27 protein-coding genes are annotated in these 22,217 nt (G+C 40.1%); 14 read left to right on the top strand and 13 right to left on the bottom strand.

What is annotated here, in order from left to right; translation table 11 throughout:
- Positions 1–51: 51 nt before the first annotated feature.
- Positions 52–597 (bottom strand): hypothetical protein, encoded by a 546-nt coding sequence (locus HOP08_19720; GenBank protein NOT77159.1) that lies wholly within the window; start codon positions 595–597, stop codon positions 52–54.
- A 67-nt stretch (positions 598–664) separates the two neighbouring features.
- Between HOP08_19720 and HOP08_19715 the strand changes: the two genes are divergently transcribed.
- Together HOP08_19715 and HOP08_19710 are read left to right on the top strand one after the other, a co-directional pair.
- Complete coding sequence (locus HOP08_19715) at positions 665–1,234, top strand: hypothetical protein (protein ID NOT77158.1); 570 nt, start codon at positions 665–667, stop codon at positions 1,232–1,234.
- A gap of 17 nt (positions 1,235–1,251) precedes the next feature.
- Positions 1,252–1,905: an RluA family pseudouridine synthase gene (locus HOP08_19710; protein ID NOT77157.1), complete on the top strand. Its 654-nt coding sequence runs from the start codon at positions 1,252–1,254 to the stop codon at positions 1,903–1,905.
- A gap of 30 nt (positions 1,906–1,935) precedes the next feature.
- On the opposite strand, the gene HOP08_19705 is transcribed toward HOP08_19710, so the two are convergent.
- Together HOP08_19705 and HOP08_19700 are read right to left on the bottom strand one after the other, a co-directional pair.
- The gene (locus tag HOP08_19705) at positions 1,936–2,514 is read right to left on the bottom strand and encodes a hypothetical protein (protein ID NOT77156.1); all 579 of its coding nucleotides are present in this window, start codon (positions 2,512–2,514) and stop codon (positions 1,936–1,938) included.
- Complete coding sequence (locus HOP08_19700) at positions 2,511–4,577, bottom strand: helix-turn-helix domain-containing protein (protein NOT77155.1); 2,067 nt, start codon at positions 4,575–4,577, stop codon at positions 2,511–2,513. The genes HOP08_19705 and HOP08_19700 overlap by 4 nt, the downstream gene beginning before the upstream one ends.
- A 263-nt stretch (positions 4,578–4,840) precedes the next feature.
- Here HOP08_19700 and HOP08_19695 point away from each other — a divergent pair, with 263 nt between their 5' ends.
- Together HOP08_19695 and HOP08_19690 are read left to right on the top strand one after the other, a co-directional pair.
- Positions 4,841–5,416, top strand: coding sequence for an ankyrin repeat domain-containing protein (locus tag HOP08_19695; GenBank protein NOT77154.1), 576 nt, complete (start codon positions 4,841–4,843; stop codon positions 5,414–5,416).
- Between the two features lie 18 nt (positions 5,417–5,434).
- Positions 5,435–6,496, top strand: coding sequence for an acyltransferase (locus HOP08_19690; GenBank protein NOT77153.1), 1,062 nt, complete (start codon positions 5,435–5,437; stop codon positions 6,494–6,496).
- A gap of 60 nt (positions 6,497–6,556) precedes the next feature.
- On the opposite strand, the gene HOP08_19685 is transcribed toward HOP08_19690, so the two are convergent.
- The 3 genes from HOP08_19685 to HOP08_19675 all read right to left on the bottom strand — a co-directional run bounded on the left by HOP08_19685 (position 6,557) and on the right by HOP08_19675 (position 8,946).
- A complete protein-coding gene (locus HOP08_19685; protein NOT77152.1) occupies positions 6,557–7,033 on the bottom strand; it encodes a hypothetical protein in 477 nt (158 codons plus the stop codon).
- A 110-nt stretch (positions 7,034–7,143) separates the two neighbouring features.
- Positions 7,144–8,121, bottom strand: coding sequence for a helix-turn-helix domain-containing protein (locus HOP08_19680; protein ID NOT77151.1), 978 nt, complete (start codon positions 8,119–8,121; stop codon positions 7,144–7,146).
- A 57-nt stretch (positions 8,122–8,178) separates the two neighbouring features.
- Positions 8,179–8,946, bottom strand: a complete 768-nt coding sequence (locus tag HOP08_19675; GenBank protein NOT77150.1) for a hypothetical protein — start codon at positions 8,944–8,946, stop codon at positions 8,179–8,181.
- Positions 8,947–9,145: 199 nt separating this feature from the next.
- On the opposite strand from HOP08_19675, the gene HOP08_19670 reads away from it, so the two are divergent.
- The gene (locus tag HOP08_19670; protein ID NOT77149.1) at positions 9,146–9,673 is read left to right on the top strand and encodes a DUF1572 family protein; all 528 of its coding nucleotides are present in this window, start codon (positions 9,146–9,148) and stop codon (positions 9,671–9,673) included.
- Positions 9,674–9,704: 31 nt separating this feature from the next.
- Positions 9,705–10,103, top strand: coding sequence for a hypothetical protein (locus HOP08_19665; protein NOT77148.1), 399 nt, complete (start codon positions 9,705–9,707; stop codon positions 10,101–10,103).
- 51 nt (positions 10,104–10,154) lie between these two features.
- Here the strand turns inward: HOP08_19665 and HOP08_19660 are convergent, their stop codons facing one another.
- On the bottom strand, positions 10,155–10,481 hold the full coding sequence (locus tag HOP08_19660) for a multidrug efflux SMR transporter (GenBank protein ID NOT77147.1): 327 nt from the start codon (positions 10,479–10,481) through the stop codon (positions 10,155–10,157).
- A 6-nt stretch (positions 10,482–10,487) separates the two neighbouring features.
- The gene (locus tag HOP08_19655; GenBank protein NOT77146.1) at positions 10,488–11,366 is read right to left on the bottom strand and encodes an alpha/beta hydrolase; all 879 of its coding nucleotides are present in this window, start codon (positions 11,364–11,366) and stop codon (positions 10,488–10,490) included.
- Between the two features lie 195 nt (positions 11,367–11,561).
- Between HOP08_19655 and HOP08_19650 the strand changes: the two genes are divergently transcribed.
- On the top strand, positions 11,562–12,122 hold the full coding sequence (locus HOP08_19650; protein NOT77145.1) for a hypothetical protein: 561 nt from the start codon (positions 11,562–11,564) through the stop codon (positions 12,120–12,122).
- Positions 12,109–12,828, top strand: a complete 720-nt coding sequence (locus HOP08_19645; protein NOT77144.1) for a diphthine--ammonia ligase — start codon at positions 12,109–12,111, stop codon at positions 12,826–12,828. The genes HOP08_19650 and HOP08_19645 overlap by 14 nt, the downstream gene beginning before the upstream one ends.
- 43 nt (positions 12,829–12,871) lie before the next feature.
- Here HOP08_19645 and HOP08_19640 read toward each other — a convergent pair whose 3' ends face one another.
- Positions 12,872–13,534: an NAD-dependent epimerase/dehydratase family protein gene (locus tag HOP08_19640; protein ID NOT77143.1), complete on the bottom strand. Its 663-nt coding sequence runs from the start codon at positions 13,532–13,534 to the stop codon at positions 12,872–12,874.
- A 114-nt stretch (positions 13,535–13,648) separates the two neighbouring features.
- Here HOP08_19640 and HOP08_19635 point away from each other — a divergent pair, with 114 nt between their 5' ends.
- Both HOP08_19635 and HOP08_19630 read left to right on the top strand, forming a co-directional pair.
- Entirely contained in the window at positions 13,649–14,161 is a 513-nt protein-coding gene (locus HOP08_19635; protein ID NOT77142.1) for an RNA polymerase sigma factor, read from the top strand.
- On the top strand, positions 14,142–14,720 hold the full coding sequence (locus tag HOP08_19630; protein NOT77141.1) for a hypothetical protein: 579 nt from the start codon (positions 14,142–14,144) through the stop codon (positions 14,718–14,720). The genes HOP08_19635 and HOP08_19630 overlap by 20 nt, the downstream gene beginning before the upstream one ends.
- 51 nt (positions 14,721–14,771) lie before the next feature.
- Here the strand turns inward: HOP08_19630 and HOP08_19625 are convergent, their stop codons facing one another.
- Entirely contained in the window at positions 14,772–15,434 is a 663-nt protein-coding gene (locus HOP08_19625; GenBank protein NOT77140.1) for a hypothetical protein, read from the bottom strand.
- Between the two features lie 188 nt (positions 15,435–15,622).
- Between HOP08_19625 and HOP08_19620 the strand changes: the two genes are divergently transcribed.
- Positions 15,623–16,114: a DinB family protein gene (locus tag HOP08_19620; protein ID NOT77139.1), complete on the top strand. Its 492-nt coding sequence runs from the start codon at positions 15,623–15,625 to the stop codon at positions 16,112–16,114.
- Positions 16,115–16,130: 16 nt separating this feature from the next.
- Here HOP08_19620 and HOP08_19615 read toward each other — a convergent pair whose 3' ends face one another.
- From HOP08_19615 to HOP08_19605, 3 genes are all read right to left on the bottom strand, one after another.
- Positions 16,131–16,427: an antibiotic biosynthesis monooxygenase gene (locus tag HOP08_19615; GenBank protein ID NOT77138.1), complete on the bottom strand. Its 297-nt coding sequence runs from the start codon at positions 16,425–16,427 to the stop codon at positions 16,131–16,133.
- Positions 16,428–16,482: 55 nt separating this feature from the next.
- Entirely contained in the window at positions 16,483–17,310 is an 828-nt protein-coding gene (locus HOP08_19610; GenBank protein ID NOT77137.1) for a hypothetical protein, read from the bottom strand.
- A 96-nt stretch (positions 17,311–17,406) separates the two neighbouring features.
- A complete protein-coding gene (locus HOP08_19605) occupies positions 17,407–18,180 on the bottom strand; it encodes an SAM-dependent chlorinase/fluorinase (GenBank protein ID NOT77136.1) in 774 nt (257 codons plus the stop codon).
- 90 nt (positions 18,181–18,270) lie between these two features.
- Between HOP08_19605 and HOP08_19600 the strand changes: the two genes are divergently transcribed.
- The 3 genes from HOP08_19600 (at position 18,271) to HOP08_19590 (ending at position 22,201) form a co-directional block, all read left to right on the top strand.
- Positions 18,271–19,224, top strand: coding sequence for a PhoH family protein (locus HOP08_19600; GenBank protein NOT77135.1), 954 nt, complete (start codon positions 18,271–18,273; stop codon positions 19,222–19,224).
- 82 nt (positions 19,225–19,306) lie between these two features.
- A complete protein-coding gene (locus tag HOP08_19595) occupies positions 19,307–21,379 on the top strand; it encodes a ComEC/Rec2 family competence protein (protein NOT77134.1) in 2,073 nt (690 codons plus the stop codon).
- 48 nt (positions 21,380–21,427) lie between these two features.
- Positions 21,428–22,201, top strand: coding sequence for an enoyl-CoA hydratase/isomerase family protein (locus HOP08_19590; GenBank protein NOT77133.1), 774 nt, complete (start codon positions 21,428–21,430; stop codon positions 22,199–22,201).
- Positions 22,202–22,217 lie beyond the last annotated feature (16 nt).

Below are 22,217 nucleotides of genomic sequence, written 5' to 3'. Positions count from 1 at the left end.
CCTGGAAGTTTAATCTTTCCGGTCTTTTTTATAATACAGGTTTATTCCCTGCTACAGTAACTTATCCATTTGTTCTTTCCATTGCGCCTTCTCATCTCTTGAGGCCTGCTCACGTTCTGCCATCCGATGATAGGCAGGTTCATAAGCTTCGATCATTTTTTCTGTCAGGTCATCAGATTCTTCATAGTTTCTTGTGAACCAGCTGTGAAGCTCTTCCATCTCTTTTTCATTGGATACACGATAGGATAGTTCTTCGTCGTCAGCAAATCCCTCTTTGGTAAATGTGCCTGAGCTGATAAATGCAAGCTGCTTGCGATAAGGCATGTCGAAGAGATACACATTGGCGTGAAGCACAGCACGTGTCAAAACACGAAGAGCCACCCGGTTATGATATTCCTTTAATATTTTCCTGAGAACTGTGGGGCTGACTGCCTGATCAAGGCCCGTCATAATGTCGACATGACATTTGGGATGTAGCCGGCTCATGATGAGGTCAAAGCCGGAATCTGATATCGCCGCCGAAGCGACATAAATGTGTTCTGCGTTCTGAATGATCTTGTCATTGATGAAGCGGGCTAATAATTTTTTAACGATCATGCAGGGAGTTGTTTCGGGCACAAATATTATCTATTTTTTATGATAGCGTTCAAAGGCAACAAATAAAATGATCTTTAAAGTCAGCCAGCTTAACGGCATCAAATCAGGCACAATTTCTTTGGCATTCCGGCGATGGGGAAAACCAAATGTCAAGAAAGGCAGTACTATGAAGACAGCGATCGGTGTGATCAAGGTGCTGGCTGTCGACCCCGTGAGCAATAATAAGATAAGCACAGGTGATGCAATCAGGGCTGGTTACGACAATGCTGCAAGTTTGCTTCATGATCTGAAGAAGACAACTGGCACCCTCTTTAAAATAAAAGTTAAATACCTTTCTGAGGATCCGCGACTTGAGCTTCGTGAGAGGACAGATCTTTCAGAAAGTGAACTGCAGAAGATGCTTGGTCAGCTTGAAAGACTTGATAAGACACGCGGTCCCTGGGTTTTGAAAGTTATGAAGCTTATTAAAAGGTATCCTGAACGACGAGCCGGTGATCTTGCGGATATTATTCAAATGGACAAATTCGATTTTAAAATAAATGTAAGGAAGCTGAAGAACCTCGGGTTGACAGTCAGTCATGAAATAGGTTATAGTATTTCACCACTTGGCGATATTGTGATGGATAAGCTGAGGTGATTTACTAATTTTAAAGAATGTCAGCAATCAGAATTCAGGACCACATTCTCTTTGAAGATGAATTCATCCTCGTTCTTCATAAGCCTGCGGGATTGATGGTCGAACCCGACAGAAATGGTCACCCCAATCTGCAACAGCTTGGGAAAGCTTATCTCAAAACCAAATTACCCAAAGGAGAGGAGGTATATCTTCAGCACATTCACCGGCTGGATCGCCCTGTTAGTGGCATTATTCTTTTTGCAAAGCAAAGGTCTGTATTGAAAAATCTGAGTGAGCAATTTGCAGAGCGCAAGGTTAAAAAATTCTATCAGGCTCATACGTCACAAGGACCCGGGGAAATGACGGGTGTTCTGACGGGCTGGCTAAGGAAGGAGAAGAAGAAAGCAGTTATCTACGATGAGGAGATTGAATTCAGTGAGAAAGTGATTTTAAACTACAAAGTGAGATCAGTTTCCAAAGACAAATTTCTCTGGAACATAGAGCTTCATACAGGAAAGTTTCATCAGATCCGTGCTCAGTTGGCATATATTGGTTGTCCTGTTATTGGAGACACGGTTTATGGATCTGACGTTCCGTATCGACTCAACGCAATTGCATTGAACGCATGCATTCTGGTCTTTACGCATCCAACCCTGGGTCAGGAGATGAGTTTTGAAAAGTATGATCTATGATTTCGTTATGTGGAAATCAGATTTGTACACTCAGCTGAATTGTTTTGGCTTCTGCTTTTGAGCTGCCAGTGTAGCGATCTCTATGATTCTTTTTTGTCTTGTCTCTGGTCGCTTGGCAAGTTCGATCCATTGCAAGATCATTTTTCTCAAGGACTTGCTAAGGCTTTTAAAAAATACCTTTGAACCAGGATGAGCTTTGAATTCTTTCTCCAGGTCTTTGGGGATCATTAGTTCTTCTACCTTATCCAGGATTGTCCAAGAACCATTTTGGATGGCTGTTTCGATTGTAGCCAGTCCGGCTGGGGACATAAGCTCCGCCTTGGTCAGCCTTATGATTTTTTCTTTATTGATTTTTGACCAGGTGCTGTTCTTTTTTCGTTGACTGAAGAACTGCATGAATTTATCTTTGTCAATTGTCTTTCTTTTACTGTCAACCCATCCGTAGCATAATGCTTCGTCAACAGCATCACTCCAGGAAATAGTGGATATGCCTGAGCTCTTTTTATATTGAATGAGCCAAACGGATTGTTTTTTATTATGATTTTTTTGCAGCCACTTTCTCCACTGCTGCCGGGTGGAGGGACAAAAGGACTCTATCTCTTCTTTCATTTTTTCTCTATCAGCAAGCCGCTGTCTTCAAGCTCCTTCCGGATTTCTTTATTTGTATTCCAGAATTTCATTTCGATTGTCTTCATGATTGCATTAAACTCTGGTAATGACTTCACATTATCCGCTTCTGGATCTTCTTTTAGTAACAATATCCAATAAGAAAAATTCTCCTGCTTTGCGAATTCCCTGAAGTGCTCCATGGATTTGTTCACATCACCTTTATAGGCGTAGTACATAGCAGGATGAATTTCCCGATAAACAGTCTTGTCGGTCGCTGCCCATGCCATAAAATCGCGTAGAAATTCTTCAGACTCTTTTTTCAAACCCATCTTCGCGTACGTTGCTCCAATTTTCAGATTCTCATGCCTGAACAGGTCGATCTGCATCGCCCGCCGCATTGCATCGAATTTTTTATAATACGCAAGAGCTGATTTATAATCCCGCATCATGAAACAGATTTTGCCAACTTCCTGAATAAGATCAAAGCGATTGGTGTCTCTTTCGATTTCCTTCAGAAAGAGTTCTTTTATTTTTGGAAGATCTTTCGTCCGTGAGTACTGGATATAAATTGAAATGAATCGAGAATAAAATCCATTGGGATCATACTTCAGGGATATGTCCATGTATTTTGATGCTTCATCAAAGAAACCGCATTGCATAAAGGCATCCGCGAGATGCATGTAATTAAACCCGATCGTTATTGAGTCAGTCGCGCTCTCATCGTTTTTTACTTTCTTGATTGCATACTCCAGGTACTTCCGTGGATTAGGATCATGAATGGCATAGAATTCCGTAAGAAAGTGAAGGGCAATTCCTGACTGTGGTACCAGCTTGAGAGCTTTTTCAAAATAAGGAACCGCCTGTTTGAATTCTTTCCTGTCAGCATACGCCAACCCTTTTGCAATCAGACTTTCCGCAGAGGATGGATCAAGCAGCATTGCCTTATCAGAATAGGCATTGATTTCAATCGTATGTTTTTTCTCCATCCTGAAAAGATCAAGATAATAGTAAACCATAGTGGCACTTGCATACGCCAATGCAAAGTTGGGATCCTGATCAATCGCTTTGTTGAACCATACAATTGCATTCTCCAGGTCCATTCTTCCGCTTTGATAAAAGAGATCTCTTCCCTTCAGAAAATAATCATATGCTACAATGTCATTTGTTGGTCGCTTTCCAATGAGTTGCTCTTCGTCGGGTGTAATAATCACTTCGATCTCTTCCGCAATGTTCTTCGCGACTTCCTGTTGTAATTCAAAAATGTCCGTTGCTTCTCTCCGGTATTGTTTTGCCCAAAGGTGCTTATCCGTTGTTGCTTCTATCAGCTGGATATTTAATAATATTTTGCTGCCAATCTTCTGTCCGCTGCCTTCCACGATGTAATTCACATTCAGCTCCTTTGCCATTTCAGGGACCGACTTCAAAGTGTTGCGATATTTTTCTGAAGACGTTCTGCTGATAACTTTAAGGTCCTTGATTTTCTGAAGGTTGTTTAATGTGGACTCCATCAATCCATTGATCAGGTAAACGTTTGTTGAATCGTTGCTCTCATTTTTGAACGGTAATACTGCGATCGACTTATCAATTGGACTAGAGTCGGTAGAGATTTTTTTGAAGTAAATAAAACCTGCTGTCAAAATGATGAGAAAAGTCACGGCACCTATGATCATCCTGGTCCAATTGCGGGAAGAGGGTTGCAGAAGTGTTGCATTCACCTCGGACACGTCGTGTTTCCCGATTTCACCAGGAGGATATCCATAAAATTCTCTGAAGCATTTAATAAAATAGGAGGGGCTATTAAATCCTACTTCATGCGAAACCTCCGAAATATTCAGTGAGGAAGTTTTTAGTAGGTGAAATGCCTTTTTAAGGCGTACCTGACTAATGAGTTGACTAACGGAAAGATTGGTTGTCTTCCGGACCTTCCGCAGAAGATTTGACCGGCTCATGTTCATCGCATCCGCCAGTTCCGACACTCCAAACTGCTCGTTGGAAATATTCTTCTCGACGAGTGCAGTGATCTCGGCTAAAAACTCATTTTCAACATTGGAAGCTTCCGGCATAGTGGCGTCTTACTGCGTAAAATCAAGTGCGATATAACAAAAAGAAACTGTTAAAGCAGTAAAGAAACGGTCATGTTTTGAATTTTGAAAAAGCTTGATTCTGAACCCAATTAGCCACTTGCGTCACGACTTGCACCATAATTGATATGCCTGCGCCATAGTTTACACTGATTCCCTAAATCTTGATGGTTTTATCCGCATAGCTGTTCAGCCCATGCTTGGGAGCCCCGCGTTCTTTGTCAAAAATTAAAACAGCTAAAATCATGAAAACACAAAAAATCAATTCACGAACTCTGGCTCACTTTGCAATGCTGGTAGTATTATCAATATCCTCAGCATGTGGTCAGAAGCAACCCTCTGAAGCCGGCAGTCAGAAAGCAGCGGCGCCGGATGTAGACATTCATACAGCCGTGGTAACGAACAATCTTGATGCTCTTCGTCAGCACATTAAAGCGGGTACCAACCTTAATGAGAAAGATCCATTTGGGGGTTCAAGTCCGTTGATCAGTGCAGCAGTTTTTGGAAACCCTGAAGCAGCGAAGATTCTTATTGACGCTGGTGCTGATGTAAACTTTCAGAATAATGACGGATCAACGGCACTTCATACTTCGGCTTTTTTCTGTCATCCTGAAATTGTAAAAATGCTGCTGGACAAGAAAGCTGATAAGAATATCAAGAACAAGTATAATGCAACAGCGTATGATAATGTTGCCGGTACGTTTGCTTCTGTCAAAGATGCGTATGATATGATGGGAAAAATGCTTGGCCCCATGGGTCTTAAACTAGACTATCCCTACATCGAAAAGACACGTCCAGAGATTGCTCAAATGTTGAAGTAGTTTAATTCTAAGCGCATGATAGCAACAAACAGAAGGTATGATATTGACTGGATCAGGGTAATCGCGATTGGATTACTCCTGATCTATCATATAGCGATTGGTTTTCAGTCGTGGGGAATAATGATAGGTTTCATCACCAACGAAAAACCGTGGACATCCTTATGGATACCCATGGCGATGCTGAATGTGTGGAGAATACCTTTGCTATTCTTTGTATCGGGAATGGGAATTTATTTTGCTATGCAAAGCAAGAACTGGAGACAGCTCCTCACAGATCGTCTGATGAGAATATTCCTACCCTTTATCTTTGGAATGTTTGTGATCGTGCCTGTGCACATGTACATATTCCGGGATTACTACAATTTTACGCAGGTGTATGATTTAAATAACCCGGGACATTTATGGTTTTTGGGAAACATATTTGTTTATGTGTTGCTCTTCTCCCCACTGTTCATTTACCTGAAGAATCATCAGGAGGGAGTATTAACGCAAAGCATTAAAAAAGTATTTGGTAATGCGGCGGGTCTGATAATAGTCATCATAACTTTTGTTTTGGAAGTGGTAGTCTTCAAACCAAATCCTTATGAATTGTACGCAATGACATGGCATGGATTCTTCCTGGGGTTATTTGCATTCTTCTTTGGATTTTGTTTTGTGCTAAGTGGAGAACCTTTCCTAAAATTAATTAATAAATGGCGCTGGATATTTCTGATAATAGCTTTTACAAATTATGTGATTCGGGTAGCTGGAATAAAATTGTGGGGTGCGGAGTATCTTATACCTGTTGAATCTAACCTCTGGATATTTTCAGTGCTGGCATTTGGAAACCGTTATCTGAATCATTCAGGCAAGGCGTTGAGCTATCTGAGTCAGGCAGCATATCCTGTCTACATCATACACATGATTTTTCTCTATGCTGCGTCATGGCTGATCTTTCCAATGGAAATCGATGTTCATGTCAAATTCATTTTGGTATTGACATTCACGGTCGGTGGCTGTCTGGGATTTTATGAATTATTCATCCGAAGATGGAAGTATGTAAGGGTATTGTTCGGTTTAAAGTCTGAACAGAGGGTATAATGTATCACAGAAAGGATCGCAAAGTGATTCTCTTTGCGATCCTGTGTGATGAAATAGAGTTCAGGAGTTTTGTTTTCCAAACACTACACCGGTCATTAGGCTAACAAATCCAACAATGTTTGCTATTTGTCTGTACTGATAAACGTTAAACCATTTTGCTCTGACATCCGCCCAGTTTGACGGATATTGATCTGCAGACCATGTATTGATTATATCATTAATCGGCAAGCTTCCTTTGACTGTTAGTAAAGTATCTGCAACCAAAGCAATAAAGCCAATGCAAGCTGTAATAAACAGTAAGCTTCCGGGATTCTTAAACGTAAAGATCACCAGTAGAAGGTTCGAAATTAAAGCCCCGTATATTATGTATTTGAAATTGCTTCTCATGCTGGCGTCAATCAGCTTGCGCACTTCTATATAGGAGTTTATGTCAAGGCCTAACTGAGCATTTTTCAATGCAAGAATGTACATGAAGGATTGACTTACAATGATGCTGTACATCAGCAATGCGAAGAATAGAATTATTTTTGTCGTCATAATGAAAGGTCAAAATTTTAATTCTGCGTTCTAAAAAGTTTAACTCTAATAATAACTAACATTCTTATTTTTTCCATGAGACGATTTGCAAAAAAAAATACAGCTCATGACTAAAGGAATGAAAATTTATTTCGATAATCGATAGGTGTCAAACCTGTTTCAATTTTAAATGCTTTGTGAAAAGAGCTGGGATCGTTGTATCCAACCTGCCATGTTACTTCATTGAAAGTGATGTCTTTGGATTCAAGTAGGCGTTTGGCGGTTTCTATTCTGAATTTCTGCAGATAGATCTGTGGAGTTTCGCCGGTAGCTTTTTTGAATCTTCTTGTGAGGGTTTTGATGCTTACGTTGCCTACTTCCGACAATTGAGTCAATGATGTTTTTTCTTTGAAATTCCTTTCAAGCCAGTTTTGTGTTTTTGCAATAACATCATCTCCATGGTTTTTTGGAAACTGAAAGATCTGATAAGGAGTTTGAATTTTGCGGCCGGAATCCACTAAAAATATCTTGGCGCAAGCAAGTGATATTTCAGGATTTGTCAGACGCTGTATGATGTGGAGCGCGAGATTGAAATAGGAGGTAACCCCCGCAGCAGAGATCACGTTTCCATTGTCAACAATGATTTTTTCGGGCTGTAGATTTACATTCTGAAAGTCCTTTCGGAATTTATCAATGAGGCTCCAGTGAGTAGTAGCATTTTTATTCTTGAGTGCTCCTGAAGAAGCCAGAAAAAAATTTCCATTGCACGCTGCTGTCAGAATAGTTTTGGTGGTTTTGATTGTTGAAAGGTAATGAATGGTCTTTTTCTCAAGAGCTAAGACTTGATCGACGTCGCCAATAAATCCGGGAACATAGAGAAGATCGAACTGTTCTTTTGTCTTAATATTTTTATGTGGAATAAGATTCAGTCCGCTGAAGCACTTTATAGGAGAGTTTGTTTCGGCGATCAACTCAATACTGAGGAGATTTTTATTGAATTGCTGATAATGTAATTGATTTGCCAGTACCATAATATCCCAGAAACCTGCCACCATAGAAGATGTACAATTACGATAGATCACGACTCCTATTTTTATACTTTTTGCCATAGAAAAGAATTTACCCCATGTGAAGTTACACATGGGGTGGGTCAGTAATTATGTTGTTTAATTTGGTTCAAAGAATCCATTTGAGTGAGCCTGCTTTTCAGGGATCTCCTGCAAGACATCCCAATGTTCTACAATTCTTCCGTTTTGTGTTCGGAATAAATCAAAGAACGCAGTTGATTTTCCTGCAAACAATCCCTCAGAGCAAACTAACACAAAATTTCCTTCACCAAACACTTTCCATATTCTTTGTATTTGAATGGTCAGCCCTTGTTTTTTTAATTCTTCAATGCCATGGATCAAACCCTGAACAGTGTTGTCAATAAAAGGATTGTGTTGAATAATTTCGGGATGATAGAATTCCGGGATTGCATCAAAGCGGGCATCAATCAACACGGTCTCAACGAATGACTTTGCGAGCTGTTTATTTTTCTCAGTATTGGATTTGTCAGTAATTTCACTCACTCCATCTACCATAGAGTGGCCGTTGGCAGTTTTTTCAGGATGGTCCATAATTCCACTCCAGTGTTCCGCTGCCAGCTTGCCCTGCATTCTAAAAATTTCAAACATGGCTTTTCTATTAGGCCATTTCACGTCATGGTGAAGAACTACAAATTCACCATCTGTGAATGTGCGAATGTTTTTGATGGATGGAGCGGACATCTCGCCCTTCTTGATTTTTGTAACAAGTCCCACCAAGCCACTTCTTCCATTGGGAATATGAGGTGTATGCTGGATGTAATCTTCCCGGACCAATAATGATGCGCTTTCAACGTCTCCTTCCTGAACAGCTTTGTTTATCGCGTGTGCGATCTCAATGTTTGTCATTTTCTTTTTTGTTTAGTTGTTAATGAGACAAAGGTGACTGGTGATCGTCAATCCTGAGGTTGTCCAGAACGACATCTTACTGGCCTGGAAGGACATTGTTACTAATAAGCATTTTTGAAGAGTCATTTTTGATTTAGGATTTTTTATTTAATATCATGTTCTAATTGAAACTCAAATCCACTTTAAACCCAATACAACTATGAAAAGAGTAAAACTTCTATGCACATTGGCATTTCTGTTAAGTATGATCACGTTTGCCAATGCACAAACAGTTGAAGAAATTGTTAAGGAATGGGAAAGAGCAAAAACCTATACAAAAGAATACCTTGATGCGATGCCTGAATCTGGCTATGCATTAAAGCCTACCAAAGAGATGAGATCTTTCGCGGATCAAATGCTACACCTGACTGACGCTAATTATGCATTTGCTGCCACTGCTTCTGGTGAGAAAAGCCCTGTGGCTTTTGGTGATTCAGAAAAAGCCACTGATAAGTCGAAAGCGAACGTAACTAAAATGGTAATGGATGGTTATGATTTCGTGATCAATAGTGTTAAAAAAATGACAGCAGCACAACTGGCTGAAAAGATCAAGGTCTTTAATCAGTTCGAGATGACGAAGGGAGTTGCTCTTGCAAAGTCGTTTGAGCACCAGACTCACCACAGAGGACAGACAACCGTCTATATTCGTATGGCGGGTGCAACTCCTCCGCAGGAAAAGTTATTCTAGAATATTTTTATGATTGAAATCCCGGACGGAAATGATCCGGGATTTTTTCAAGTCAATAATTCCTGATTCAGTTATGAGTTTACGATACTTTAGATTTTTATTATTGATTGTGCTGTTGGCCATTTCAACATTGACCTTTGCTCAAACCACTGATGAGAAAAAGGAAGAGGCAAGGGAGGAGAAAATTGTTAAAGACCGCAAGTACAAGGCCAACAAAGTAAAGAAGGAGAAAAAGGTTAAGACGCAGAAAGCGGAGAAAGTAAAAAACGACCGTGCTGATGAGGCAAGAGACAAGAAAGTCAAGGAAGGAAGGGCAAAAGAGAGTAAAGCCCGTTTAGATAAGTCGAGAGAAAATCGGGCTAAGGCAGACAAGGACAGACGAGATAAAAAGTACCAATCTGACCGCGACAAGAATAAGAAGAAGAGGTAAGGGTTATTCGATTGAGCAATAATTCAAAAACATCTGGAAAATTAGACGTAACTAATGCGAAACAAACTTTAGTCCGACGATGGAACCGATCAGTGTAGTAAGGAAAACAATTCTCCAGAAGCTGGCAGGTTCTTTGAAAAGAAATATGCCCACCAGTACAGTTCCCACTGCTCCGATGCCAGTCCATACAGCATAGGCCGTGCCAATGGGCAGGCTTTGGGTAGCTTTGATCAATAGGGTCATGCTAATGGTAAGGGATAAAAGAAATGCTCCGTACCAGAAATAAACTTCATTTCCAGTCGCTTCTTTTGCTTTCCCAAGACAATAAGCAAAGGCAACTTCAAACAATCCTGCAATAACAAGAATGATCCAATTCATAGTAATTTATTTGCCTTTCATCAAGCTCTGGGCAATCATCCATTCTCCAAGCTTATCAATCCATTGATACGTTGTGTTTGCCTGATTTCCAATTCCAAATCCATGACCGCCTTTTGAAAATAGATGCAACTCTACAGGGCGTTTGGCGGCATACCATTTTTGATAAAGACTTACGGCATGAGTTGCAAACCCAAACTCATCATCCTGGGTGCAAGCAATGAATAATGGAGGTGCGTCTGTTGCTACCTCACTTTGTATTGATTCAGGAATATCAGCATATACAGGAACCACAAAGTCGGGCCGGTCGCTTTTGTTATACTTAAATGCAGTTGCTGCGGCCACCAATCCGCCAGCTGAAAACCCCATGAAACCTATTTTATCAGGAGCTATTTTATATTCTGCCGATTGACTTCTTACATATGCAATCGCTGCTTTACCGTCTGCAATGGCCAATGGAATAACAGGTATCGCTTCATCATCCCATGCTTTCGGGTCTTTAGCATTCAACATATCATCGAATGGATTATCTGTAAGAATATGAACCAGCCTATATTTTAGAATGAAAACAGTAACCCCTTTTTTAACCAGAAGCCTTGCAGCATTGGTTCCTTCATGATCGATGGCGAGAAAATGAAACCCACCACCCGGAGCGATGATGATGGCCGTTCCATTTGCAACCGCAGGATCCGGCAAAAATGCAGTCAGGGTAGGATGGACCACATTATAAATGGTCATTACATTGGCACTGTTCTTATTGTTGATTCCTTCTCTCCATGTCCAACCTTCAGAACCTGGAGCGGCACCACTATAAAGGCGGATTTCTTTCTGCTGACCGTTGACTATTCCTGATGCTAACATGATAAGGAAGAAAATACTCTTTTTCATTTTATGACAGTTCACACAATGATTAAAAGTCGGAAAAAAAATGCTTTTACCCTATTGAATATCATTCCAATGAGACTGAACAATTTGTATAGGATAGCTATTATAATGTTGAAGAGTTATTCGTCTGTAATTTCATGAGAATTATTACCTTTACATCGCATTTTAATCACCCATTCTATGTCAATGAATGAAAAAATAAACCTTCGAAATGGTGTTCTGGCGTTGATGATACTATTGGCTGCATTTAGCCGCATCATTCCGCACATGTCTAATTTTTCACCTTTAGGTGCTATCGGCCTTTTCGGAGCAGCATATTTCACCAGAAAATGGCAGGCATTCTTGATTCCTATCCTCGCAACCTGGCTTAGCGACCTATTTATTAACAATGTTATTTACGCACAGTATTACCCGACGTTCACATGGTTTTATGAAGGATTCTTCTGGCAATACGGAAGTTATCTTTTGATCACTGCTGTTGGTTTTTTAATCCTGAATAAAGTTAATCCTGGAAGAATCCTGGGAGCGGCGCTTTGTAGCTCTGCGATCTTCTTTTTGATTTCAAATTTTGGCGTCTGGCTTGGGAGTACATTCTATTCGCAATCATTGGGTGGATTGACATTATGTTATGCAGCAGGAATTCCTTATTTAAAGGGAACACTACTGGGTGATCTTTTCTATTGTGGAGTTTTGTTTGGAACCTTCGCTCTGGCGAAACGACAATTTCCTGTCTTGCAATTGCAAGATGCCCGGGCATAAGATCTACTTTAACTGGAGTACAGGAAAGGATTCTGCATTAGCCCTTCATGAGCTTTTGCAGAATAAAGAATACAGTGTAGAATACCTCTTAACGTCTGTTAATGCTCATTACAAGCGTGTCAGCATGCATGGTTTGCGTGTTGAGTTATTGCAAGAACAGATACGATCGATCGGAATTCCAGGTGGATCTCTTGAATTATCTGAACAACCAACCAATCAGGAGTATGAAGCAGCGATGTTTCAGAAAGTTTCCGAGCTAAAGGCGGATGGATTTAAATATGCAGGCTTTGGAGATATCTTTCTGGAAGATCTGAAAAAGTACAGAGAAGAAAAGTTGGCCGCTCTTGATATCAAGCCACTGTTCCCATTATGGAAGAGAGATACCCGACAACTCATACATGAATTTATTTCGACAGGATTTAAAGCGATAACAGTCTGTGTCAATGCTGCTGTGCTCGATCGTTCTTATGTTGGCAGAATGGTTGACGAGGAGTTTGTAAACAGTTTGCCTAAAAATATTGATCCTTGCGGCGAGAATGGTGAATTCCATACTTTTTGCTTTGACGGACCGCTGTTCAAATTTCCGATCGGATTTAAAATCGGCGAAATTGTTTACAGAGATTACAACACCGCCGAATCTAAAAATGGATTTTGGTTTTGTGACTTATTGCCTGATTTCGGCTTTCCAACGTTTAAGGTAAAATAGCCTCAATAATCATTTCATCTTTTGATTTTTTTAAAAGAAAGAATTATGATGCCGCTAAGGTGTTGATATCTCTAACTTCAAGGATCTGCCGGGTGTATCCTTTGGTCACACTATTGATCATTGCCTGGCCAACTTGTCTCATAGTGCTTACATTGCTTGGAAACAAGAACTTGAAAAAAGTATACATACTTCCAATGACTTTGTAAAAACCCTTGACATTTTTCTGACCGACTGTAGGTCTCATAAAGCCAGGCCTGAAATTATATACTTTTCTGAAAGGTAATTTTGCTAATGCGTTTTCAGTTCTGCCTTTTACACGTGCCCACATGATGGAGCCTTTTTCAGAGCTGTCAGTATGACTTCCTGAAACAAAACTAAAGATCATCTCAGGATTCACTGTTACTAGCTTTTTTGCAAAATGGATGGTGGTGTCGTATGTTATTCGTGTATACTCTGCCTCATTCATTCCTGCTGAACTAATACCCGCGCAAAAGAAGCACGCATCATATCCTTTTAATATTTCATCGTTTCCTTCGAGGTTCAAAAAATCGGGAATCAGTAGTTCTTTTACTTTTTGATGTTTTACACCAGAAGCCCTGCGGTTGACTAACAGAATCTGACTTATGTCAGGATGTTGAAGGCATTCCAGTAATACGCCTTCACCCACCATTCCGGTTGCGCCTGTAAGGATAATTTTTAGTTCCATAAAGTCCATTTATTAAAGTGAGACGATTTCGAACAGTAAATATTGTTAACTATTTTCTACTTTCTTGTAAGAATCGACAGATGATAAGGTACTAATGGGTAAATAGAGTAAAGAGTGACAGAAGCAGTGCAAAGGCAGATTTTCGAGGAATGGATGGATCAGTATAAAAACCTGATTTTTAAAATTGTCCGTGCATATTCGGTTTCGTCTATGGATCGTGATGACCTTTTCCAGGAGATATCCATCCAGGTTTGGAATTCCATTCCTGTATTCAGGAATGAATCGGCTGTGACTACATGGTTGTATCGGATATCACTCAATACTGCTATCAAATGGACAAAGAAGGAAGGTAGGCGGAAAGAGGAGCATGAACCTCTTCGTAGCGTGCATTATGTTTTAGAAGATAACACTACTGCTGTTGATGAACGGTTATCCTGGTTGTATAACGAAATCTCGAAACTAGATGAGGTTGACAGGTCAATTGCTCTATTACTGATGGAAGGTTTTAGTTATAGGGAAATGTCGGAGATTCTGGGAATTACAGAATCTAATGTTGGCGTAAAGATTAATAGAATTAAAAAGCACTTAATCAATAAATCGAAATACTATGAAAACAATGGAATTTGAAGAGATGAAGAGGATCTGGGATCAGCAGAATCAGTTGCCACTGTATACCTATGATTCACAGGCAATTCATCACCGCATTCTTTCAAAGAAAAGAAGCGCCATTCACATTACTAATTTCAGTGAGTTGATGCTGATCATTGTCAACCTGGGGTCTGCTGGCTTTGTTGTGGCAGTCAATATTTTCAAAGAGATTAGTAATTTGTATTTATACCTGATGGCTGGCTGGATGTTCGTCACGGCCCTTTACTCACTGATCAGTCGTGTGCGAAGATTGAGGGGTGAGGATAATTTTGAGCGATCTATGCTGGGAGACCTTAAGCATGCAATCAATGTTGCAACTTATCAGGTTAGACTTTCTCAAATAATGCGTTGGAATATTTTACCGATAGGAACCCTTGCTCTTTTGAGTGTGCTGGGAAAAAGTGAATCAGTCTGGGTGGTAATCCTGATGCTTGGTTTTTTTTTCTTGGTCTATTGGGCAGGAGGCTGGGAACATAATATTTACAAGAACAAGAAGCGCGAGCTTGAAATATTGTTCAATAAGCTGAAAGAAGAGTAAGTATTCGGATTGTTTACCTCCAAATCTTTGGGGCCGGTTTATAGATTGGTCCTATTTTTTTGACACAATTTTTAGATTGGAATAGGCGCCGTCCGAGCCAGGCCCAACCCATAATGCAATACTTCCTGATTTTGTATCTGTCAATTTTTCAACCTCGAGGCATGGTTTTGATGAGCCATTAACATAAACTTTGACTTCCCTGTCACGCACTACAATTTTCGCATGAAACCAATCATCCCCATCTGGAACAGGGTTGATATAGTTTTCATATTTGAGAGGTGATTCTTTTCTTAGCTTCTCCCAGGGAAAATCCGGCGCCGAAACATATTGTACGGCGTGACTTCTCCTGACGGAATCAGGATTTGAAAAATTAAATGGTCTGAAGTAAACCAGGTCGAAAACTTTTTCATTTTGAATATGAAATGCAACTCCAAGAAAGCTCTTGCCTTGAAGATCCCTTCCCTTAAGGTCTATTTCAATTGTTCCGTTAGTGAACTCGTAATTTTTCAAAATTAGAATTCCTTCACGTTCCTGCTCGTTGAATTTGATTCCCTGCCTCCCGCTTTCCTGAATAGGAATAGCTTTATGGCTTGAAGTTTCCCAAGTACTTGTTTTTTGCAGGTCAGGAGTCAGGGTTTGAGCCATGATGTCTGAGTCAGATAGGGCGAAGGTAAGGAGCGATAGAATTGACAGGAAGATTTTTTGAGATGTCATTTAAATCTGTTTTCAGATCAGATTATTCCAATCTACATGCCACGTTTATTAATACAATAAGGGGGTTTTAAATGCATTTCTTTTTTAGAAATGTTCGAACGTGGAGAGCCTTGTGCGAATCCGGTCATCTTTGGGGAACTTTTAGAGATGGAAATTCATTTACTATGGCATAATTAATAACCCCTCTTATGACCGAGCAACAACTAATTCTTAAAATGATAGTAGGAGCCTGGGAGACACAATCTTCTCGAGTTACCAAACTAATGAATAGCCTTTCTGATGAGAAGCTCCTTATTGAAACCGCTCCTGGAAGAAATTCCGGATTTTACCTGGTTGGCCATCTTGCCGCTGTCAGCGATGCGCTTTTCCCTCTTTTAGGTTGGGGTGAGAAATTGTACCCACAACTGGATAACATTTTTTTAAAGAATCCTGAAAATTCAGGGCTTGAAAAACCTTCTGTATCACAGATCCGGGAATACTGGAAGGATATTGACGCCAAAGTTGCTGAACATATAAAGACAATGCCGTATGATGAATGGTTTACGCGCCATAACTCTGTATCTTCTGAAGACTTTGCAAAAGAGCCATTCAGAAATAAAATGAATATCCTGATCAACCGAACCAACCACATGAGCTATCACCTGGGGCAGATGGTTTATCTGACAGGAAAATCAGAGTAATGATTGTTTCTGAAGATCATTTCAGCTCTATGAATTTTTCGAGCGAAAACGCTTGAGTTCGTTCTGAGAATAGGGTTTTTACTCTACCCCAGACACTTCCGAAAAGTTCTGACTTGCGGTATTTTTCAAGATCGTCAGGATGATTCCAATGACTCAAAGTGGTAAAACATAATGGATCTTCGGCGTCCTTCAATAATTGTAAATGAGTACATCCTGAGAAATTCCGGATTGCTATTTTATTCTGATCAAATATTTCCAGAAATTCATCGACTCCCGCTTCGGTAAAGTGCATACGCACAATTCGTATGAGCATAAATATTCAGTTAACCGATTAAAGTTAACAGTAATATTTCATTCCCTGAACAATTTCATATATCAATCCCTGGTATTTTGAATCCACTGATGTTCCAATGGGATGACTGACATTCAAGATCAATAATAAACGGTCCTTCAAAATTCCTTGACTTATCATTATGGGGATTTGCATGATACTTAATAAAACCTTTGGCGTAACCAGTGTTTTTATCGAGGTCAAAATTTATCTTTTTTATTTGCATTGATTTTATTTCAAAAGAGAGATGCGCCTCCTGGAATTCCAGAATCATAGCCGATATGAGATTCCTGGAAACCTGCAAGTCATTGAATGAAACTTCTTTTGTTAAGTTTATTATATCCCATTCCTCTTTCCACTCTCTTCTTAGGATAACGTCTATGAAATCTTCGACCCTTTGACGTATGCTATATTCATGATTGGGGTGAAACTCTTCATAGATAAAATGCTGCACCATTCCTTCAACGAAAATTCCATCTGTTTCATGTTCGAATAACTCTTCTGTGATAAATCTATAAATAGTAGTTTCATCATATTCGCAACAGCAACCCAACGCCATGTGATATGTTTCCATCAGGGCAAGAAGCTTTTCGAGTTCAAGATGTAATTCTTCTTTCGTTAAGGTGTCATACTTTGGAAAGGAAGGATTTTTCAGGACATCATATACTTTAATCGTTCGACGTTTCTTGTACTCGTTTTCAAACTTGTAAATACTATTGAGCCACAGATTTTCCAGTTCAGGACTCATGGATGAAGTATCGCCCAACTTCATTTCATATTCCAGTCCAAGTTTTAGTTTGAGCAATTCTGAAGATGCCTTAAGCTCCTCCAGTGGATCAAGTCCATCTTCGTTTAGATTTTTCATATGCTTGTGATTATGATAGTGAAACTATCAACCGATTAAAGCACATCAAAGAAATTATATGTTCGGAAATCCTGATTAAATAAAGCTTGTAATGGCTTATTCCTCAAATATGATGTTTACAGGACTATCATAAGTAAGTCCCAGCAGCTCACTCGCATTACCTTTGTAGATACCAATCTCCAGAAGTCCGAGTGCATTGAAGAGCAGAAAACAATCACCCTGTTCGGCCTGGTGATAATTAGTGTGTATCCTCCTCATCTTTTCTCCACCAAAACTGACGGTATAAACCTTCGCTTTACTGAGAATTTCAAAAGTATCCTTTTCAATATTTGTTATCAGATTTCCAAAATTGTCAACACGAATCACATGGCCAAGTATTTGCTTTTTCGTAGCCTTTACATGGCGATCCGTCATTTTCTTAAAAGATGCCATTGGTTTCCCCAATGTTGAGATGGAAACCCCACTTGCCAATCGTGCAGCAGCGGGTGCCATAATATCTTTTTCTGGAAAAGAGGTGGTGACTGGATTTATCGAATTCAATTCCACAAGATTTTGCTGGACTTTATCGCTGACTAATCCAAGCAAACCATTATCGACACTGACAAAGAAATGCTCCTCAAGGCTCATGGCAATAAAGGCATCACCCCGATTTCCAGCAGCATCCACTGCTACGATATGTACCGTCCCTTTTGGAAAGTCACGAAATACTGATTTTAGAACGAAAGCGCCGTGGGCAATGTCGCAGGCGTTGATTTTGTGACTGATATCCACAATCGTTAAGCCTGGATTGGTGCTGAGGATTTTAGCCTTAATTGCCGCCACATAGTGGTCGCTTTCTCCAGAATCGGTAAGAAGAGTGACAATGGCCATTTAGATTTTCCCCGACTGAACCGTTTATTAGGAAAAGCCGTTTATTGATTAGTTTTGCTACGAAATTAAATCATTTTCATTATTAATTCATTGATCGAAAAAACCATCACATTAGACAGCGTTTCCCTGGTCGACTTTCTTGGGACAGGCAATAAGAATATCAACGAGCTGTCATCTGCATTTCCCAAAAGCCGGATTGTGTCAAGAGGCAATGAGATCCTTATTAAAGGAGAGCAGGCCGACGTTACTCAGATATCCGAAGTTTTGAATTCCCTCATCGATCATTTCCATCAATTTGGAAGAGTGACCGAAGAAAGCGTGCGCGGCTATATCAGCCAGGAGAAGCAGCAATATATTCCGGATGACTCACCGGACGGTGTCCTCTTGTTTGGTACAAAAGGACATCCGATCAAGGCCAAGACAGTTAATCAGCAACGATTGGTTCAATCTGTAAAAGACAACGACCTTGTCTTTGCACTTGGGCCTGCCGGAACGGGTAAGACTTATATTTCGGTGGCTATGGCTGTGAAAGCTCTCAAAAGCAAGCAAGTAAAGAAGATCATCATTACACGCCCCGCGGTGGAAGCAGGAGAGAACCTGGGATTTTTGCCAGGTGACCTTAAAGAAAAGATTGATCCGTACCTGCGCCCTATTTATGATGCATTGGGAGATATGATTCCTTTTGAAAAGTTACAGTATTATATGGAGCGTGAGATAATAGAGATTGCTCCATTGGCATACATGCGAGGTCGTACATTAAATAATGCATTTATACTTTTGGATGAAGCGCAGAATACTACACCGATGCAGATGAAAATGTTTCTAACCCGCATGGGTCCAGAATCTAAAATGATTGTGACAGGCGATGTTACTCAAATTGATTTACCTGGCAATCAACGGTCGGGTTTAAAAGAGGCTACAAAGATTTTGAAGGATATTAGTGGAATTGGGTTTATAGAGCTTAGCGAGAAAGATGTTGTTCGACACCGACTGGTTAAGGATATTATTCTCGCTTATACATCCAGTACTACGCCCTCCAATTAAAACGTACGACCTTATCGGATATTAACACGTGATGTTAATTCTATACTGTTGATGATTCCCAGCACATTCCTTAAATTCTACCATGCAGTGGATTCCATTTGCCATGGTGAGGATTGCAGCGGTTTTTATAGCCGGAGTTCTTCTTTGCATCTATCAACCTGACCTGATTTCTTTCGAATCAGTGACTATCCTGTTGCTGGTTTTCATGACTATTTATTTCCTGGCCAGGTCTATCCTGAGAAAATCTCCTGAGATAAAGCTGGTCTCCGGCGTTCTTGGACTTACATCAGTTTTTATAGCAGGATATCTCAATGTTTTACTAAAGAATGAATCAGGTCGCGAGGATCATTTACTACAATTTAATGATCCGATTTTTGCCTATCAGATAAAACTGATAACACCTGCGGAAGAAAAGGAAAGATCTTTCAAGAGAATAGGATTGGTAATAAAAGTGAGAACAGAGAAGGGCTGGCAAAGTTCCTATGCCAAGGTCGCATTATACTGGCCAAAGGATCAGAATATTGTTGATCCAGACTATGGGGATATTCTTTTGATTAAGGGTCAGCCTAAAGTATTGGAATCTGCATACAATCCCCATGAGTTTGACTTTAAAGAATTCCTTCGCTTTAAAAATATTTATCATCAGCAGTTTGTCAAGTCAGGGGAGTGGAAGTTGATTCAAAAATCAGAAGATAAAGGATTACTGTTTTATGCTCATCGTGCCCGAAACTGGTCGGTCGCTGCAGTAAAAAAAACAATTTCTTCATCACGTGAGCGTGCAATCGTAACAGCTCTTGTTTTGGGGGTTACAGATGGATTAGATACGGACTTACTAAATGCTTATGCAGCGAGCGGAGCCATGCATGTTCTTGCGGTTTCTGGATTGCACGTCAGTATCATTTATGGGATACTGATTTTCTTTTTTAAGCCATTAGGAAAGAGCAACAGTGCCAACTGGATTGTAGCAATTTTAAGTCTTGTCTTGCTATGGGGATATGCTTTTTTAACGGGTTTGTCACCTTCTGTCCTGCGGGCAGTGATGATGTTTACGTTTGTGGCAGTCGCAAAACCTATTGGAAGAAGCACAAATATCTATAATACACTCGCGGCTTCAGCTTTCTGCCTATTGATCTATGATCCCTATCTTATCATGTCGGTTGGATTTCAATTATCGTATCTGGCGGTACTGGGAATTGTTTACATGCAAAGACCGATCTACAATCTTTGGGAAGCAAAATCCGCTATTGCGAATTGGGCCTGGCAATTGACTTGTGTTTCCATTGCTGCACAGATTGCCACGTTTGCTATGGGATTTTATTATTTCCATCAGTTCCCGGTCTACTTTATGATTGCTAATCTTTTCATCATTCCCGGATCTTTCGTTGTACTGGTGGGAGGTATTCTTTTAATACTCGTCAGCGCGATACCATATGTATCAACATACCTTGGGATTGCAATGGAATGGTTTGTAAGAATTCTGAATGAGGGAATTTTCATTGTGGAAAAGATCCCATATAGTTTGATTAGCGATGTATACATTTCTGCGACTCAATGTTATGTCTTGTTCGGAATAGTTCTGGCAGGACTAATGCTGATTCATTTTAAAAAAATTGAATGGATGAGTATGATTGTAGTGGGAGTTCTGCTTTTCTCATTTTTGTCATGGGAACATTTATTAAATGATGTTAAGAAATCGCGATGGACGGTTTATAGAGTTCAGGGTCATACTGCGATGGAGTGGAGCGAGAAAGGACATTCTTATTTCATAGGAGACTCTGCCATCATAGTTGATAGAAATAACATCAAGTTCCATTTGCTTTCCAATAGATTAGTTAATGGTGCCATGGATATTGATGCACAAACAAATTTCAATCAAGGAACACTGCAGATATATCATCGTGATGGTAAAACTTTTCTTTGGCTGTACAGAAAGCTCTCTAAATTACCCACAAAGCTCAGCATTGATTATTTAATTGTGAGCAACAACTCTCTCATGTCGCTAAAAATGTTGGAAGAGAAAATCAGTTTTAAGCATTTGATTCTGGATTCCAGTAATTCCATCAGATACAGCGAAAAAATAGAAAAGGAAGCCGTATCGATGAAAAAAGAATGTCACTCTGTTTTGAAGAAAGGTGCTTTTGTGGTGGAATTATGATGAAGGACATCGAACAGCTTTTATTATCTTTAATCCACTTTTGTATCTATGGCACTCGTTGAAATATCAGTTGAAGAACGCATTGGCTTCATCACGCTTAATCGTCCCGAAAAACGGAATGCATTAAGTCCTGAAATGGTGACTGAACTGAAGTCTGCCTTTGCTAAAATGGAATCAGACGATGCGGTAAAAATCATTGTCTTGCGTGCAAATGGTGAAGTTTTTTGCGCCGGTGCCGATCTTCAATACCTTCAGAATCTTCAGAGATTCTCTTACGAGGAAAATCTGGCAGACTCAAAGCACCTTAAAGAACTATTTCTTCAGATATACACATTAAGTAAAATTGTGATTGCTCAGGTGCAAGGCGCGGCACTCGCCGGCGGTTGCGGACTTGCTACTGTCTGTGATTTTGTATACACCGTGCCTGAAGCGAAATTTGGTTACACTGAAGTGAAGATTGGATTTGTTCCTGCAATCGTAATGGTATTCCTGTTAAGAAAAATAGGAGAGGGAAAAGCCAAAGAACTTCTTCTCACTGGTGAGCTCTTCGCCTCAGAGGAGGCAAGGGCATTGGGGATCGTGACAAAAATTGCCGCTAAAAATATTCTTGAAACTGAAGTAAAGAATTTTGCATCCAGATTGATCTCAACAACTTCTGCTCAATCACTTTCTCTCACCAAGAAAATGATCTCTGATGTCCAGCACATGAAGCTGGAGGAAGCACTTGACTTTGCTTCCGAGCAGAATGCAATAGCCCGTAATACGGAAGATTGCAAAAGGGGAATCGATGCTTTCCTGAATAAGCAGTCTCTTAACTGGTGATCATACGATTTAATAT

The organism is Cyclobacteriaceae bacterium, from assembly GCA_013141055.1.
In the GTDB taxonomy this organism is placed as follows: domain Bacteria; phylum Bacteroidota; class Bacteroidia; order Cytophagales; family Cyclobacteriaceae; genus ELB16-189.
This window is presented reverse-complemented; position numbering and strand designations above follow the sequence as displayed.